Annotated in this window: 14 protein-coding genes; 6 read left to right on the forward strand and 8 right to left on the reverse strand. The window is 73.9% G+C overall.

All coding sequences use genetic code 11. The annotated features are described in order from the left end of the window. Positions 1 to 103 precede the first annotated feature (103 nt). Positions 104 to 2,335 (forward strand): putative bifunctional diguanylate cyclase/phosphodiesterase, encoded by a 2,232-nt coding sequence (locus tag J2S44_RS02615; protein ID WP_310408702.1) that lies wholly within the window; start codon positions 104 to 106, stop codon positions 2,333 to 2,335. Between the two features lie 218 nt (positions 2,336 to 2,553). Here J2S44_RS02615 and J2S44_RS02620 read toward each other — a convergent pair whose 3' ends face one another. From J2S44_RS02620 to J2S44_RS02635, 4 genes are all read right to left on the reverse strand, one after another. Next, the gene (locus J2S44_RS02620) at positions 2,554 to 3,687 is read right to left on the reverse strand and encodes a proprotein convertase P-domain-containing protein (RefSeq protein ID WP_310408704.1); all 1,134 of its coding nucleotides are present in this window, start codon (positions 3,685 to 3,687) and stop codon (positions 2,554 to 2,556) included. Between the two features lie 162 nt (positions 3,688 to 3,849). Then, positions 3,850 to 5,220 carry an FAD-binding oxidoreductase gene (locus J2S44_RS02625; protein WP_310408706.1) on the reverse strand — a complete coding sequence of 457 codons (1,371 nt, stop codon included), beginning with the start codon at positions 5,218 to 5,220 and terminating at the stop codon, positions 3,850 to 3,852. Positions 5,221 to 5,501: 281 nt separating this feature from the next. Next, on the reverse strand, positions 5,502 to 6,137 hold the full coding sequence (locus tag J2S44_RS02630) for a response regulator (protein ID WP_310408708.1): 636 nt from the start codon (positions 6,135 to 6,137) through the stop codon (positions 5,502 to 5,504). Beyond that, entirely contained in the window at positions 6,134 to 7,444 is a 1,311-nt protein-coding gene (locus tag J2S44_RS02635; RefSeq protein WP_310408710.1) for a sensor histidine kinase, read from the reverse strand. The genes J2S44_RS02630 and J2S44_RS02635 overlap by 4 nt, the downstream gene beginning before the upstream one ends. 134 nt (positions 7,445 to 7,578) lie before the next feature. On the opposite strand from J2S44_RS02635, the gene J2S44_RS02640 reads away from it, so the two are divergent. Continuing rightward, the gene (locus J2S44_RS02640) at positions 7,579 to 8,421 is read left to right on the forward strand and encodes a CPBP family intramembrane glutamic endopeptidase (protein ID WP_310408712.1); all 843 of its coding nucleotides are present in this window, start codon (positions 7,579 to 7,581) and stop codon (positions 8,419 to 8,421) included. Here J2S44_RS02640 and sigJ read toward each other — a convergent pair. Together sigJ and J2S44_RS02650 are read right to left on the reverse strand one after the other, a co-directional pair. Then, entirely contained in the window at positions 8,354 to 9,259 is a 906-nt protein-coding gene (sigJ, locus tag J2S44_RS02645) for an RNA polymerase sigma factor SigJ (protein ID WP_310408714.1), read from the reverse strand. The two genes, J2S44_RS02640 and sigJ, sit on opposite strands and share 68 nt — an antisense overlap. A gap of 16 nt (positions 9,260 to 9,275) precedes the next feature. Next, positions 9,276 to 9,461 carry a hypothetical protein gene (locus J2S44_RS02650; protein WP_310408716.1) on the reverse strand — a complete coding sequence of 62 codons (186 nt, stop codon included), beginning with the start codon at positions 9,459 to 9,461 and terminating at the stop codon, positions 9,276 to 9,278. A 123-nt stretch (positions 9,462 to 9,584) separates the two neighbouring features. Between J2S44_RS02650 and J2S44_RS02655 the strand changes: the two genes are divergently transcribed. The 4 genes from J2S44_RS02655 to J2S44_RS02670 all read left to right on the forward strand — a co-directional run bounded on the left by J2S44_RS02655 (position 9,585) and on the right by J2S44_RS02670 (position 14,733). Further along, entirely contained in the window at positions 9,585 to 10,325 is a 741-nt protein-coding gene (locus tag J2S44_RS02655) for an SDR family oxidoreductase (RefSeq protein WP_310408718.1), read from the forward strand. Positions 10,326 to 10,412: 87 nt separating this feature from the next. Then, entirely contained in the window at positions 10,413 to 12,179 is a 1,767-nt protein-coding gene (locus J2S44_RS02660) for a choice-of-anchor M domain-containing protein (RefSeq protein WP_310408720.1), read from the forward strand. A gap of 59 nt (positions 12,180 to 12,238) precedes the next feature. Beyond that, positions 12,239 to 13,243, forward strand: a complete 1,005-nt coding sequence (locus tag J2S44_RS02665) for a DUF916 domain-containing protein (protein ID WP_310408722.1) — start codon at positions 12,239 to 12,241, stop codon at positions 13,241 to 13,243. 206 nt (positions 13,244 to 13,449) lie between these two features. Further along, positions 13,450 to 14,733, forward strand: a complete 1,284-nt coding sequence (locus J2S44_RS02670) for an NAD(P)/FAD-dependent oxidoreductase (protein WP_310408724.1) — start codon at positions 13,450 to 13,452, stop codon at positions 14,731 to 14,733. A gap of 91 nt (positions 14,734 to 14,824) precedes the next feature. Here the strand turns inward: J2S44_RS02670 and J2S44_RS02675 are convergent, their stop codons facing one another. Then, the gene (locus J2S44_RS02675) at positions 14,825 to 15,454 is read right to left on the reverse strand and encodes a TetR/AcrR family transcriptional regulator (protein ID WP_310408725.1); all 630 of its coding nucleotides are present in this window, start codon (positions 15,452 to 15,454) and stop codon (positions 14,825 to 14,827) included. A 47-nt stretch (positions 15,455 to 15,501) separates the two neighbouring features. Then, positions 15,502 to 16,266 carry an SDR family NAD(P)-dependent oxidoreductase gene (locus tag J2S44_RS02680; RefSeq protein ID WP_310408726.1) on the reverse strand — a complete coding sequence of 255 codons (765 nt, stop codon included), beginning with the start codon at positions 16,264 to 16,266 and terminating at the stop codon, positions 15,502 to 15,504. Between the last annotated feature and the right edge of the window lie 110 nt (positions 16,267 to 16,376).

The following is a 16,376-nucleotide window of genomic DNA, read 5'->3' on the forward strand; positions in this document are numbered from 1 at the left end:
CGTTCCGTACCGTGGCGAATGTCCTTAAAGCGAGTATTGCTTGATTTTCGCGTGATCCCGCCGATGCGAGAGGTCGAACACCGAACGCGCGAAGGGGATGACGGTGGGACGACGGAGCGGTGCGGCGCCGGTCGTGCTGTCGGGGCTCGTGGTCGTCGCGCAGGTCGTCGCGTTGACGGTGCCGGACGCACGCAGTGCGATCTTCGGTCTGTCGCTGCTGACCCTGGATGCCCTCGGCGTCGTCTATTCGCTGCGCGCCGCCCGGCACCGGGGACGGGTCATCTGGCGTCTCGCGGCCGCGGGACGGGCGCTCTCGCTGCTGACCACGCTCGCCTTCGGCGTCGACGCGGTCATCGGCTCCGCCGCGTTCTGGTGGGCCGGGGTGCTCTGCGGGCTCGGCATGTTCGGCTGCCTGGCCGCGTCCGTGCTCAGCATCTCGGTGCGCCGGATGGAGGGGCGGCAGCGCTGGGCGTTCGCGGCCGAGACCTACGCGGTCTTCAACGGCGCCTTCATGGTGATCTGGTTCGTCGCGCTGCACCCCACCCTGCACGGCGCCCCGAACATCGCCTGGGTGATGGCGATCGGCTATCCGCTGGGCAACCTGCTGCTCGTGGTCGCGGTCTGCGCGGTGCTGCTGCGCGGTGGCGTCACCCGGCTCGGCGACCCGATCACCACGCTGCTCGGCGGTGTCCTGCTGTACGCGATAGCGGACACGCTGCACGCCTCGGTCGGCGCGCGCGGCGAGCAGGCCGCGGAATCCGCGGTGGTCGTGGTCAGCCTGAGCCTGGCGTCGCTGGTGCTGACGGTCGCGGCGATGCGGGCGGACGCGGCGGGCGCGGTGGCCGGCCGGCGGCCGAGCACGCCCGTGCAGTCGCCGTCCTGGTCGGCGTACCTGCCGTTCGCCAGCGTCGCGGCCGGGAACGCGGTGCTGCTCGGCGGCACCATCATCGAGGAGCATTTCACGCTCTGGGGCGGGCTGGTGCTGGCCCAGAGCGCGATCATCGGGGCGCTGCTGGTGCGGCAGGTGATCTCGCTGCGGGACTCGCGGGAACTCGCGGTCACCGACACGCTCACCGGTCTGGCGAACCTGGCCGGCCTGCGCGCCGGACTGGAGCGCGCGACGGCCCGGCACGAGCGGATCGCGATGCTGGTCGTGGACCTGGACGACTTCAAGCCGGTCAACGACCGCTACGGGCACGACACCGGCAACATGGTGCTGATCGAGGTGGCGCGGACGCTGCGCGCGCACATCCGGTCCGCGGACACCGCGGCGCGGGTCGGCGGGGACGAGTTCGTGGTGCTGCTGACCGGCGTCGTGGACCGCGCGGAGGCGACCGGCGTGGCCGCGCGGATCCTGGCCGCGTTCGCGACCGCGCCGGTGCGGGCCGGCGCGGACAGCATCCCGGTGCGGGCCAGCATCGGCGTGGCGGTCATGGACGGGGACGAGACCCCGCAGGAGCTGCAACACCGCGCGGACCTCGCGATGTACGAGGCGAAACGCTCCGGCAAGCACCTGTGGAAGCTCTACGAGCCGTCGATGGTCGACCGGCGTGCCCGGGACGGCGTACTGGCCGACGCGCTCGAGGACGCGCTGCACGCCGGCGAGCTGCAGGTGCTCTACCAGCCGCTGGTCGACCTCGCGGCCGGGCGGCCGGTCGGCGCGGAGGCGCTGGTCCGCTGGCGGCACCGGCAACTCGGCCCGGTCTCACCGGTGGAGTTCATCCCGGTCGCGGAACGCACCGGCGTGATCACCGCGCTCGGCCTGTGGGTGCTGGAGGAGGCCTGCCGCCAGGTCCGCGCGTGGCAGCTGCGCAGCCCGGGCAGCGGCATCTACGCCAGCGTCAACATCTCGCCGCGCCAGTTGCAGGAACCCACGCTGGTCGCGGACGTGCTCGCGGTCCTCGCCCGCACCGGTCTCGCCGCCACCGACCTGGTCCTGGAGATCACCGAGTCGGCCATCGTCGACGAGCACGCCGCCGTCCCGGCCCTCGCCCTGCTCCGCACGCACGGCGTCCGCATCGCCGTCGACGACTTCGGCACCGGCTACTCCTCGCTGCAGTACCTGACCCGCCTCCCGGTCGACGTGCTCAAGATCGACCGCAGCTTCGTCTCGCAGCTGGACAGCACCCCCGCCGGCGCCGCCGTCGTCGAGGCCGTCATCCGCCTCAGCCAGGTCCTCGGCCTCCGCACCGTCGCCGAGGGCATCGAGACCCCGGCCCAGGCCGCCGAGCTCCAGCTGCTCGGCTGCACCCACGGTCAGGGCTACCTCTTCGCCCGCCCGATGCCGGCCGGCGACCTCGACGCCCTGATGAGCACGGCCGCCGTCCGCGGCTGACGCGCCCGCCGAGGCGGAAAGGCCTTTCCGAGCCGGCTTTCCCGCTCCCGGCGTGGTCACCTTCCCAGTGCTCCCGCGGGCACCGGTCGGCCGCGGGCGGCCTCCCTGCACGTCAGCGGGTGGTCCCGGACAACCCGGTGGCGCGACGCCGCCGGTATGCGGCCACGCGTGACGCGTGACCGCACCGGGAGCGGTCGGACCGTCAGGGTCCAGGTGTTTCAGACCGTCAGGGTCCAGGTGTTGAGGTAGCCGGTGTCGCCGGCGGCGTTGTCCTTGACGGAGAGGCGCCAGGCGCCGTTCGCGGTCTCCGCGGACAAGTTGACGGTGTAGGTCGCGTTGACGTTCGCCGCACCGTCCGACGAGGACGCCGCCTTGAGCACGTAGTAGGAGTTGTCCGGCGCGTAGAGGTAGACGGAGACGTCGCCGCGGAACGGGTGGACCACGTTGACGTAGACCGTGGAGCCGCTGGACGCCGCCGGCCGGGAGCAACCGGAGATGGTGATCGTGCTGGTCACCGGCGAACCGGCGTCCGGGACGGTGACGTCGGTGGCGTTCGTCCCGGTGCACGTGGCCGCGCCGCCGGTCGGGGACGCGGTGGCGGTCCGGGTGGCGGTGGTGGTCGGGCCGGCGCCGATCACCACGTCGACCGTGACCGTGCTGTTGGTGCAGCCGGCGGCGATGGACGTGAGCCGGCTCTTCTCGGTGGTGTCGACGGTCAGGCCCCAGCGGGTCTTCACGGCGGTCCACTCGGTGAGGTAGCGGCAGTGGACACCCGTCACGGACGGCAGCCACTCGGCCGGGTCCTGGTCGCCCTTGGACTGGTTCACGTTGTCGGTGACGGCGGCGAGCGAACGGGCGTCACCGATGTCGTTGGCGAACGACTGGCGTTGCGACGACGACCAGGTGCGCGCGCCGGAGTCCCACGCCTCGGCGAGCGGGACGAGGTGGTCGATGTCGAGGTCGGCCGGGTCGGTCCAGCCGGCACCGTCGAAGTAGGACGTCCAGCGGCCGCCGCTGAGCGCGCAGCCGGAGCCGACCGACGGCGCGGTGGTGGCCTCGGCGATGAGCACCTCGTAGCGGGTGTTGCAGCCGTCGCCGTCCGCGTCGATCCAGTGGTTGAACAGGTCGCGGTCGTAGCCGGTGCGGACCTCGGTGGCGACCGGCAGGTTCGCCACCATCGTGCGCAGCGGCTGGGACACGGCCGCGGCCTGTGCGGGGGACGCGACGACGACGGTGAGCAGGCCGGCGGCGGCGATCACCAACGCGGCGCTGAGGCGCACGACGGCCGGCAGCCGTCGCGGGACGGTGGCCGCGGCGCCGGCGGCCGTGGCGTGGCGGAGGGTGCGGTTCATGGTTGTGCTCCCTGCCTGTGACGAACGTGCCTGCGGACTGAGGGGGTGCCGCATTTCTAGCCCGTCGTCACCGGCCGGGAGAACACCGAACACGTGAATTCTGCATATTGAAAGGGGACTCCCGGGGAGGTTATCGCCGCCGCGACAACCTCCCGGACCGGTTCAGTCCCGCGGCGGGATGTTGTGGTTGACCCGGAACAGGTTGCGCGGGTCGACGGCCGCCTTGACGGCGCGCAGGCGCTCCCACGCCTCCGGCTCGTAGGCCGCGCTGACGTCCACGGCGTCCTGGTCGTACCCGCCGAGGAAGTTGACCTGGCGGCGTCCGGAGGCCCACGGCTCGAGCGCACGGATCGGCGCGAACAGCGGCTCGCGCAGCGCCTCGTCCATGCCGGGCGCGCCGGCCGCGCCCAGGAACAGCTGGAACGGCGCGGTCCGGTTGCCGGTCGCGGACGGGACCTCCGGGTCGCGGGCCAGCGCGCCGCCGAGCTGCCGCACCTCGATCATCAGCACCGGCGTGTCCACGCCCGGGCCGGCCGCGGCGATCAGCGCGTCCGCGGCCTCGGCCGGGAAGTCGCGCAGCAGCGCGGAGGACTCGTACGTGGGGATCGGGTCGACCGGGTCGGCGTGGATCGTGGCGAACGCGGTGTACGGCATCTCCCCGACCGCGTCGATGAGCGGCGTGGCGGCCGCGCGCACGTCCGCGACCAGGCGCTCGCCCTCCGCGGCGTCGCCCAGGTACGCGACCCGGAGGTGCACGGTCAGCCGGCCGCGCAGCGGCTCCGGCACGAACGGCAGCGGCGGCAGGCGCAGGAACGCCACGGACGCGGTGAGCGCGTCCGGCGCGTCCGCGACCAGGCGGCGGAACGCGTCCAGCACCGGGCGGGCGTCCGCGCCGTCGAAGAAGATGCCGCCGCCGTAGAGCCGGGTGACCGGGACCAGGCCGACGGTGAGCGACGTGATCACGCCGAAGTTGCCCTTGCCGCCGCGGATCGCCCAGAACAGGTCCGGTGCGGTGGCGGCGTCCACGGTGCGCAGCTCGCCGTCCGCGGTCACCATCTCGGCCGCGCGCACGTGGTCGGCGGCCCAGCCGTAGGTGCGGCCGAGCGTCGAGCTGAGCCCGCCGCCGAGCACGTAGCCGACCGTGCCGACGTTCAGCGACGAACCGGCCAGCGGCGCCAGGCCGGCCTTCGCGGCCGCGTCGACCAGGTCCTGCATCTCGACGGCGGCGCCGACCGTGGCGGTACCGGCGGCCGCGTCGATCACGATGTCGTTCATCCGGCGCAGGTTGATCAGCAGCGCGCCGTCGGCCGGCCGGGCCTGGCCGTGACCGGTCGCGCTGACCGCGATCGGCAGGTCGTTCGCGGCGGCGAAGCGGACCGCGGCCCGCACGTCCGCGGCGGAGGTGGCGCCGACCGCCGCCACCGGGCGGCCGGTCATCGCCAGGTTCCAGGTCGCGGTCTCCTCCTCGTACCCGGCGTCGCCCGGCGTCAGGACCGGTCCGGTGACCTGTGCGGCCAGGATGTCGGTGTTCATCGTCGTCTCCTCGTCACGGCGGCCCGGCGGCGTGCCGGGCCCGTATCCGATGAGACCTCGTGGTGATCGGCGAATCATGAACGCGAGATAGGCGGCGGATAGACGGCGCGCCCGCCGCCTCCGGCACCCGCGCCACGCGCCGCACGGCCGTCGATGGCCGTCCGCGCCGCGCGGCTCTCGGGGCCCACGGGACGCGGCCATCGATGCCCCACGGGACGCGGTCCCGCGGGCAGCCACGAAACACGGCCACCGGGGCGTCCGCGGGACGTGGCCGTCGAGGGCTATCCGCGGCGCGCGTAGGCGAGGGCGAGCTGGGTGCGGTCGCGGAGACCGAGTTTGCGGAGGGCGGCGGAGACGTGGTTCTTGACGGTGCCCTCGGTCAGGAACAGGGTCCGGGCGATCTCCTGGTTGGACGCGCCGGTGGCGACGAGCCGGGCCACCTCGTCCTCGCGCGCGGACAGCTGGACCGGCGGCCCCTGCGGTGGCGGGTCGTCGAGGCGGGCGATGACCCGGGACGCGACCTGGCCGTCGATGACGGTGTCGCCGCGGGCGGCGGAGCGGATGGCGGCGACCAGCGTCTCCGGCGAGGCGTCCTTGAGCAGGAAGCCGCGGGCACCGGCGCGGAGGCTGCCGAACACGAACTCGTCCTCGTCGAACGTGGTCAGCAGCAACGCGTGCACCTCGGGACGCTCGGCGGTGAGCCGGGCGATCAGCTCGACGCCGGTCATGCCCGGCATGCGCGCGTCGACCAGCGCCACGTGCGCGTCGGCCAGGGTCGGGAGCGCGAGCGCCGCCGGGCCGGACGCGGCCTCGCCGGTGACCTCGATGTCCGGCTCCAGCTCCAGCAGCCGGTGCAGCCCGCGGCGCATCAGATCCTGATCGTCGACCAGCACCACCCGGATCGGCTCGCCGCTCACGCCGGCGTCGCCTCGTCGCAGGCGCCGCGTCGAGGCACGGCGTCACCCGCGCCGAGCCTCGTCGCGGTGCCGAGCCCCCGCCGTGGCACGGCGTCACCCGCGCCGGGCGGCACCGCGGCGCCGGGCACCGGTCGCGGCAGGGCGGCGCTGCGGTGCGGTGGCGGGTCGGGCAGGTCGATGCGTACGCGGAATCCGCCGGAGGCCGGGTCGGTGGTGGTCAGCGTGCCGCCGGCGTCGTGGACGCGGGCGGCCAGCGAGGTCAGGCCGAAGCCGTGCGGGGCACCCGCGGCGCCGTGGCCGTCGTCGGTCACGGTGAGCCGCGCCGCGTCCGGGGCGAAGCCGAGGCGGACCTCGATCCGGGTGCCGCCGGAGTGGCGCAGCGCGTTGGTCAGCGACTCCTGAAGCGCCCGGAACAGGACGGTCTCGCGCACCGGCCCGAGCGGGCGCTCCGCGCCGTCGACCGTGATCTCCACGTCCAGGCCGGTGCCGCGGAACGAGCCGGCCAGGTCGCGCAGCGCGTCGCTGCCGCGGCGGCCGTCCAGCTGGGACGGGCGGAGCGCGCGGACCACGCGGCGGATCTCCTGGAGCGCGTCGCCGGTGAGCGTCTTGGCCTGGTGGACGTCCTGCCAGGCGGCGTCCGGTTCGCGGTCGCGCCAGCGTTCCGCGTTCTCCAGGCCGACCTTGACCACGGTGAGGTGGTGGCCGACGGAGTCGTGCAGTTCCCGGGCCATCCGCACGCGTTCCTCCGCGACCGCCAGCTCGTGCGCGCGCTCGGCGTACCCGCGCAGATCTCGATGGGCCTCGGCCAGCTCGTCGTGGAGTCGGTCGGCGCGGTCGCGCGCGGCGCGGGCCTCGTTCACGGCGGTGGCCAGCGTCATCACGAAGACGCCGTAGAGCGCGATGGCGAACGTCTCGTACGCGGCCCAGAGCGGCGTCCGGTGCCCGAGCCAGAGCTGGCCGGCGAACTGCGCGACGACGAGCGCGGCCGTGGTGAGCGCGCCGGCCCGCGGGCCGAACGCGAGCGTGACGTTGGTGAGCGCGATCAGCAGCAGGAACAGGCTGACGTTGGAGCCGTCGACGCTGCCGCCGAGCACGCTGAGCAGCAGGAACACGGTCGTGACCGGCCAGCGTCCGGTGCCGCGCCGCCACCGCAGCGCGGGCCAGAGCAGCGCCAGCAGCACCAGCGTCGCGGCCGACGCCAGGCGGGCGGGCACGGGCACCTGCCACATCAGGGCCTGCAGCACCGCGGACGACCCGGCGCAGCCCCAGAAGAGCACGCCGATCAGGCGCGGTCGATCCCGGTTCATCCGCTCAGCGTAGGACCGGTTGCACCGGCGGTCGTCCGGCGTGCGGAGGAGGCGCGACCATGACCTCGGTCATGGTAGTGGTCATGACCGCGGCGCGATGTGCGCTTCCGCGCGGATCCATAGCGTTCCGGGGCATGACGACGACGAAGATACGCGTTCCGCTGCCGGTCCGGGCGGTGCTCACGCTGATCGCGATGCTGGTGGCCATCGTCTCCGGCCTCGTGGCGCTGCTCCTCCCGGCCGGCACCGGGCAGACCGTGACGTCCCACCTGTGCGCCACCGTGACCGGGATCGGGCTGGCGGTCGCGCTGGTCCGCGGCGTGGACCGGCGTCCGGTGTCCGCGCTCGGGCTGGGCCGGCCGGCGCTGCGGGCGAGCGTGGCCGCGCTGGCCGTGATCGCCGCGTGCACCGCGGCCGGTACCGGGCTGGCCGTCGCGTTCGGACTGACCACGCCGGCGCCGGCGCTGCCGGACGTGCCGCGGTGGACGCTGCTGACCGGTGTGCTGATCATGCTCACCCAGTCGTTCCTGTTGCAGGGCGTCCCGGAGGAGGTGCTGTTCCGCGGCTATCTGGTGCAGTCCGCGCTGGGCCGGCTGCCCCTGTGGGGCGTGACCGCGCTGTCCGTGCTGGTCTTCGGCGTACCGCACCTGATTTCCCGGTCCGGTGCCCGCACCGTCGGCGAGCAGCTGCTGTTCCTGCTGCTGCCGATCGGGTTCGCGTTGCTGGCGACCGCGTTCCGGCTGCGGACCGGGTCGGTCTGGCCGGCCGTGGCGGTGCACGGCGGGTTCCACGTGAGCTGGTGGGTCGCCGGGCAGTGGGTGGCGCCGCGCCCGGAGGCGTACGGCGGGTACCTGGCCGTGGCCGGGACGGTGCTGGTCGCCGTGGGGCTGGCGGCCGTGATCCTGGAGATCAGGCGAACGCGCGAAGTTTCGCCGGGTTCCGCATCGCGAGAACTCGGTGAATCCGTCCGTCCGTGACCTCCACGGTCATCAGCACGAGTGGCCCGGACGGCGCGGTGACCAGCAGCGCCGGGCCGCCGTTCGCGGTCACGACCGACCAGGCCGCGCCGGGGACCGCGGTCAGCTTCGCGGCGATGCCGGCCACGAACTCGGGGACCCGCTTGCTGACCGGGCGCAGCGTGGCACTGACCACGCCGCCGCCGTCCGCGGTGTAGACCGCGTCCGCGGTGAGCACGGTCTCCAGCCGGCGCACGTCACCGTCGCGCGCCGCGGCCAGGAACGCCTCCAGCAGCCGCCGGTGGTCGGCCGGGTCGGCGGGTGCGCGGCGGTGCCCGGCCAGGTGGGCGCGGGCGCGGGTGACGAGCTGCCGCGCGTTCGGCTCGGTCACCTCGAGGATCTCGGCGATCCGGCGGTACGGGTAGTCGAAGGCCTCGCGGAGCACGTAGGCGGCGCGTTCCCGGGCGCCGAGCCGTTCCAGCAGCATCAGCACGGCGAGGTCGAGGGCCTCCGCGCGTTCGGCGCCGAGCGCGGGGTCCGGGCCGGTCGCGATCGGTTCCGGCAGCCACGGTCCGGGGTAGGTCTCGCGGCGCGCGCGGGCGGAGGTGACCTCGTTGATGGCCAGCCGGGTGATCGTGGTGACCAGGTAGGCGGCCGGGTCCCGTACCGTCGCGTGATCGGTGCGCTGCCAGCGCAGCCACGTCTCCTGGACCAGGTCCTCGGCCTCGGCCACGCTGCCGAGCATGCGGTAGCCGATGCCGAACAGCCGGTCGCGCGTGCCGAGGAACGCGGCGAGTCCCGCACTGCCACCGTGGCCGTCCACTGAGGAATCCGGGGGTGGCGGGTCCGACGACGGCATCCACGGATCCTAGAACTCAGGCGGTACGGGGCGACAGCACGGGGCTGCGCGGCAGGCACTGGTTCCAGCTGCGGCAGAGCGGGCTCATCCGGCAGCGGGCGGCGGCCGGGCAGGTGGGCCCGGCCGGCGTGGCACGCCGGCGCCGCTCACGGTACTCGATCAGGTGCACCAGGACGCCGCCACGGTCGATCTCGTCGTTCACCGCACCTCCAGATTCCGTTGACGTCTACAACGAGCTCCGGAGCCGCAGGTTCACCCGGGCCGTCACAAAACCCGGGCGGGCCCGGTCCTTGCCGATGACGACTCTCATCGGAGGGAACAGCACATGCGGATCGTAGTCATCGGCGGTACCGGCCTGATCGGCGCGAAGGTCGTGGCACGGCTCGGGGCGGAGGGGCACGAGGCGATCGCGGCGTCGCCGGGCAACGGCGTGGACAGCGTCACCGGCCAGGGCCTGGACGCCGCGCTGGCCGGCGCGGACGCGGTGGTGGACGTGACGAACGCGCCGGCCTGGGGCGACGGGGAGGTGCTGCGCTTCTTCACCACGTCGACCGGGAATCTGCTGGCCGCGGCGCGGAAGGCGGGCGTACGCCAGCACGTGGTGGTGTCGATCGTCGGCGCGGACCGGCTGCCCGGCTCCGGTTACCTGCGGGCGAAGGTCGCGCAGGAGCAGCTGGTCAAGGAGTCCGGCGTGCCGTACACGATCGTGCGGGCCACCCAGTTCTTCGAGTTCATCGCGGGAATCGCGGCGAGCTCCACGACCGGCACCGAGGTGCGCATCGCACCGGCGAAGTTCCAGCCGGTCGCGGCGGACGACGTGGCGGCGCTGGTCGCGGAGGTGGCGACGGGCCCGGCCGCGAACGGCACCGTGCAGGTGGCCGGCCCGGAGGTGTTCGAGTTCCCGGAGATCGTGGCCCGCGCGCTCGAGGGTGACCCGCGCACGGTGGTGGCCGACCCGGCGGCCGGCTACTTCGGCGCGGCGCTGCCGGACGACGGCCTCGTCCCGGCGCCGGGCACGGCCCGGCTCGGCGCGATCGACTACGCCACCTGGGCCGCGCGACGCTGACCCGGGCGCCGACCGACCCCTTAATGAAAACAGAAATCGTTTCGCTCTAGGCTGTGGGCTCATCCGCGGTCCGGAGGAGAGACACGCATGTTCAGAACCAGAACGCGGCGAGCGGTGCTGTGCGCCGCCGTCGCGCTCGCCGTACCGGCCGGTGCGGTGTTCGCCGCACCGGCCCACGCGGGGCCGTACCCCGGGAGGACGGTTCTCGCGGACGGGCACGTCGACGTCTTCGACGCCCGGTTCGACGACGGCCTTCGCCTGGTGGTGCACGACGGCACCGGCGCGGGCGCGGCCGTCGACCGCTCCCCCGCCGACGTGGTCCTGCACGTCCGGGACGCCGGGCGGACGACCGCACCGGACGGGCTGGAGGCGGCGCTGCCCGGCTTCGCCACCGCGGGGCAGGACGTCTGGGTGATGCCGCAGACACAAATCTCCGGCCAGCTCTTCGCGGGCTGGGCGACCGAGCGGATCGCCCGGGACGTGCTGGGGCCCGGCAGCCGGGTGCGCTTCGAGGTCAGCCGGGTGGACGGGCCGGGCCGGTTCGCGCTGTGGCAGAACGGGCTGACCGGGCCGGCCGTCAAGGTGAACTCCGGTGACGGGCTGCCGGACGCGTTCGACACCGCCGCCACGTACACGCACGACCACGCGAACTGGGGCTTCTCCGCGCCCGGGGAGTACACGCTGACCGTGGGCGCGACCGCCACGCTGGCGGACGGGTCCACGGTCACGGCGCCGCCCGCGACCTACACGTTCTTCGTCGGCGAGACGCTGCCGGACGAGCCGGGCGCGGGGGAGGTGACGATCGGCGGCTGGCGGGACACGTTCACCGAGGACGGGACGTACCCGCTGACCGCGCACCACACCCCGGACCCGCGGGTGGTCACGTACCGGTGGTCGTACTACATCCAGGCCGTCGATCTGGACGGCGTGCTGAAGTGGATGTGGCTGGACTGGGGCGGCGACCATCCGGTGCCCACCTACGATTTCGCGGCCTGGGACATGTGGGACGGCGGGCAGCTGCGGGTCAGCCTGCTCGACGCGGACGGCCGGGTGCTCGCGCAGTCGGAGCCGCGCGAGATCCGGGTGACGCCGGCGCTGCCGGAGCAGGAGGGCCTGCACGTGCTCGGCGTGGCCGGGCACTACCACACCGGCGGCACCGCGCAGCTGACCGCGGCCGCGGTGCCGGCGGCGGAGCTGACCGGCGTGCAGTGGCTGATCCGCGACTCAGCGGACGCGGACTGGACGGCGGTGGCCGGCGCGACCACCGCGCACTACGCGTTCGTGGTCGGCCCGAACCACGACGGGATGCAGGTCACGGTGCGCTCGGCCACGCCGGCGCTGGAGTCGGCGCCGGTCACGATCCACGTCGACGACCACGGGCAGGGGCCGGCCGGCACCAAGTCCATCACCACCACGCTGGGTGAGGACGCCGGCGGGCTGTTCCTCAGCGTCGCGCCGGAGGACCGGGACGTGGTGCTGAGCGACCTGACGCTGGACGAGACCGCGACCGGCCTGGTCGCGGCCGGCGAACTGGGCGCGGTCAGCGTCACCGACACCCGTACCGGCGGGGCGGGCTGGAACGTCTCCGCGCGGGCCAGTGACTTCGTGGCGCCGGACGGCACCCGGTTCGACAGCGCCGGGCTCGGCTGGACGCCGCGCGTGGTGGAGCAGGGCGACGGCATGACCGTGTCGCCGGGCGCGGCCGTCACCGGGCTGAACGGGCCGCGGGTGCTCGGTTCCGCCGACACGGCCGGGCGGGGACGGGCGGTGCTGGACGCGGGCCTGACCCTGCGGGCGCCGGTCGAGCTGCCGCCCGGCACCTACACGTCGCTGCTGACCCTGTCCGTCATCTAGAAGTCCGGTCGCGGCGGCCCTCGATGCCGCCGCGACCGCCTGCCCGAAAGAGATCCACCATGGCCACGCACGCCGTTCTCGTGCTGTTGCTGCTGCTGCCCGCCGTACCCGCTGATGCGCCCCTGACCTGGGGTGTCGCCCCGTCGTCCGCGGCCGGGCCGGACGGGCGCGCCGCGTTCGCACACCGGCTCGACCCGGGCACCGTGCTGCGGGACCACGTCGCGATCAGCAATCCGGCGCCGGAGCCGTTGCGGCTCACGGTCTACGCCGCGGACGCGGACGTGGGCGTGGCGCGCGGCTTCGACCTGCTGCCGGCCGGCGTCCCGTCGACCGGCGCCGGCACGTGGGTGCGCCTGGACCGCACGGACGTGACCGTGCCCGGCGGCGGGCGCGTGGTGGTGCCGTTCACGGTCACGGTGCCGGCGGACGCGACGCCGGGCGACCACGCGGCCGGCATCGTGGCCGCGTGGCGCGCGCCGGGCCCGGCCGGTGGTGCGGCCGGCGTGGCCGTGGAACGCCGTGTGGGCAGCCGGATCCACCTGCGGGTCGCCGGCGCGCTGCGGCCCCGGCTGACCGCGTCGCTGGTGAGCGTGGCGCATCCGGGCGGCTGGAACCCGTTCGGGCGGCCGGACGTGACGGTGGAGGCGGTCGTCCGCAACGAGGGCAACGTGCGGCTGCGCGCGGCCGCCGCGGTCACGGTGACCGGGCCGTTCCCCCGGGTGCCGGGCGGGCGCGCGCACGAGCCGGTGCCGGAGCTGCTGCCCGGCCAGAGTCACCGCTTCACCGTCCGGGTCGCCACCTTCTCCCGGGTACGGATCCAGGCGCGCGTCGACGTCACGCCGGCACCGCCGGTGGTCGTCGGCGACGAGGGTGCGGTCGTGGTCGCGCCCGCCGCCGCGACCGGCGCCGCGTGGAGCCTCTCCCCCGGTCAGGGCCTGGCGTCGGCCGCGCTGATCGCGGCCGTCGCGGCCGGGTGGGCCAGGCGCCGCCGCGCGTCCGGCACGGCCGGGCCGCGGAGTGGGGACGCCGGCGCCCCGAACCCCGGCCACCGTGCTCAAACATGAGCCCGCCTCCGAGGCTGAGTCCTCGATCAGCTAGTGTCCGACGCGGCATATCCGTGACAACGGGCTGTGCGTAACCCGTGTGACGGTACAGAGGTCTCGTTCGTGACGTCCCTGGACAAGATCTTTCGGTGAGCATCGCCACCGCCGGAAACGGGACTCCACACCCACGACTGTCCGTTGATCAGGATGGAACGGGAGCGTGGAGAATGACACAGAACGCGGAACACAGGGTCGTCATCGTCGGCGCCGGTTTCGGTGGAATCTACGCGGCACGGGCGCTGCGCAAGGCCCCGGTCAAGGTCACCGTCATCAACGGCACCAACCACCACGTGTTCGAGCCGCTGATCTACCAGGTCGCGACCGGTGTCCTCTCCCCCGGTGAGGTCGCCACGCCGGTCCGTGAACTGCTCGGCAAGCAGAAGAACACCGAGGTGCGGCTCGGCTGGGTCACCGACGTCGACCCGGACGCGAAGACCGTCACCGCGACCGGCCCCGGCGGTGCGTACACGGTCGGTTACGACACGCTCATCGTCGCGGCCGGTGCCACCCAGTCGTACTTCGGCAACGACGGCTTCGCCGAGCACGCGCCCGGCATGAAGACGCTGGACGACGCGCTGGACCTGCGCGGCCGCGTCTTCGGCGCGTTCGAGGCCGCGGAGGTGGCCACCGACCCGGAGGAGCGGGCGCGGCTGCTCACCTTCGTGATCGTCGGCGGCGGCCCGACCGGCGTGGAGCTGGCCGGCTCGATCTCCGAGATAGCCACCCGCACGCTGCGCGGCCGGTACCGCAACATCGACCCGGCCTCGGCCCGGGTGGTGCTGCTGGACGCGGTCGACCGGGTGCTGCCCACGTTCCGCGAGCCGCTGTCGGCCAAGGCGGCCAAGCGGCTGCGGAAGATCGGCGTCGAGGTGCGGCTCGGCACCAAGGTCGTCGACGTGGACGCGGACGGCGTGAAGATCGAGACCACGGACGGCGCGGAGCGCATCGACGCGGCCGTCAAGATCTGGGCCGCCGGCGTGGCCGGTACCGCGCTCGGCCGCCGGCTCGCGGAGGCCACCGGCGCGGAGACCGACCGCGGCGGCCGCATCCTGGTCGCGCCGGACCTGACCGTGCCCGGCCACCCGGAGATCTTCGTGGTCGGCGAGTCCGGCACGCTCAACCGGCTGCCCGGCGTGGCGCAGGTGGCGATGCAGGGCGGCACGTACGCCGGCCGGGCCATCGCGCGCCGCCTCGCCGGCAAGCCCGAGGGCAAGCCGTTCTCCTACTTCGACAAGGGCAACATGGCCGTGGTGTCCCGGTGGAACGCGGTCGCCGGCATCGGCCCGCTGAACCTCGGCGGCCCCGTCGGCTGGCTGCTCTGGCTGGGCGTGCACGTCTTCTACCTGGCCGGCGCGCGCAACCGGACCACGGCGATGTTCCGCTGGGTGATCAGCTTCCTCGGCCGCAACCGCTCCGAGTGGTCGATCCCGTCCAGCCGGATGCCTTCCTGACCGTCGCACACGCGCGGCCCGGCGACGACCGCCGGGCCGCCCGTCGTTCGCGCCGGTCAACCCACCGACGCCGGCACCGGGCACGAACTCACTACGCCCGCCGCCGCCTCGCCCCCGCACCGGGCGAGGGATCCACCCCGGGCAGGATCCGGTCGGCGAGGACCTCGGCGGTCGCACGCAATGTGTCGACGTCGACGCCGGTCCGGCCCATGAAGACGATGCCCTGCTGCGCGGCCACGATGACGCGGGCGGCCTCCCGCGGGTCGGCGCCGGCAGGGAAGTCGCCCTCCCGTTGCGCCCGCGCCACGGCCTCGGCGAGGATGCCGGTCCGCTCCTCGAAGGCGCCACCGGACGCCGCCAGCACGTCGGCGTCGGCGGCGGCCATCTCGCTGGTGCTGTTGGCCAGGAAGCACCCCCGGCGTGCGCCGGCACCGCTGGGATCCTCCGCGGGAGCGGTCAGATAGCGACGGAGACCGTCGATCGCCCGCGGGCTGCCGGCCAGCATGGCCCGCAGCGCGCCGTGCGTGGCTTCGACGTAGTCGCCGAGCACCCGCATGTACAGCCGGTGCTTGTCGCCGAACGCGGCATAGAGGCTGCCTTTGCCGAGACCGGTGACGCGAAGGAGATCGTCCAGCGAGGTCGCCGCGTAACCGGTGGCCCAGAACTGGTCGCGGACCGCGGCCAGCACCGTCTGCTCGTCGAACTGCCGTGGTCGTGCCATCCGAGCACTCTAGCCAGTTCTTGACCATTCGGTCCACAGCGGCCGGGTCAGGCCGCCGTGAACGTCTGCACCTCGCCGCCGTCGGCGAACAGCTCGCTCCCCGTCACGTAGCTCGACTCATCGGACGCCAGGAAGAGGACGGCGGCAGCGATCTCGGCGGGGTCGGCGACCCGGCCGAGCGGCACGGTGCCGGCCATCGCGTCCAGCAGGGGCTGGACGTGCGCGGGCTCCTGGGCGATGCCGCGCAGTCCCGGGGTGTTGGTCGGGCCGGGGACGACCACGTTCACGCGGATCCGCCGGGGCGCCAGTTCCGTCGCCCAGACCCGCACGAACTGGCGAACGGCGGCCTTGGAGGCCGAGTAGTCGCCGAACCCGGGGTTGCCCCGGCTGGCGCTGCTGGACCCGGTGATCACGATGCTGCCGCCGTCGGCCAGCAACGGGAGCGCCTTCTGCACCGTGAAGACGGTGCCGCGCACATTGGTGCCGAAGGTCCGATCGAAATTCTCCGGGGTGAGCGCGTCGATGGTCGCGAGCGCGCTGCCCCCGCCGGCGTTGGCGAACAGGATGTCCAGACCGTTGCCGTCCGCGCCGATGCGGGCGAACAACCGGTCGAGGTCGTCGAGGTCGGAGATGTCGCTGCGGACGGTCGTCGCCCGGTCGCCGAGCAGCGTGGCCGCGGCGTCGAGCTCGGCCTGGCGGCGGCCGGTCACCCAGACCCGGGCCCCCTCCGCGACGAAGCGCCGCGCGGTGGCCAGCCCGATGCCCGTGCTGCCACCCGTGACCAGGGCGGTTCTTCCATTCAGCTGACCCACGAGATCTCCCCGACGTAGACGCATACCGTTATTGACCGTCGGGTCCACAATAATGATGGTGGACCGATCGGTCAAGAACCGGCGGTGACCGCACCTTCCGTCGCGACTCG

The organism is Catenuloplanes niger (assembly GCF_031458255.1).
Classification (GTDB): domain Bacteria; phylum Actinomycetota; class Actinomycetes; order Mycobacteriales; family Micromonosporaceae; genus Catenuloplanes; species Catenuloplanes niger.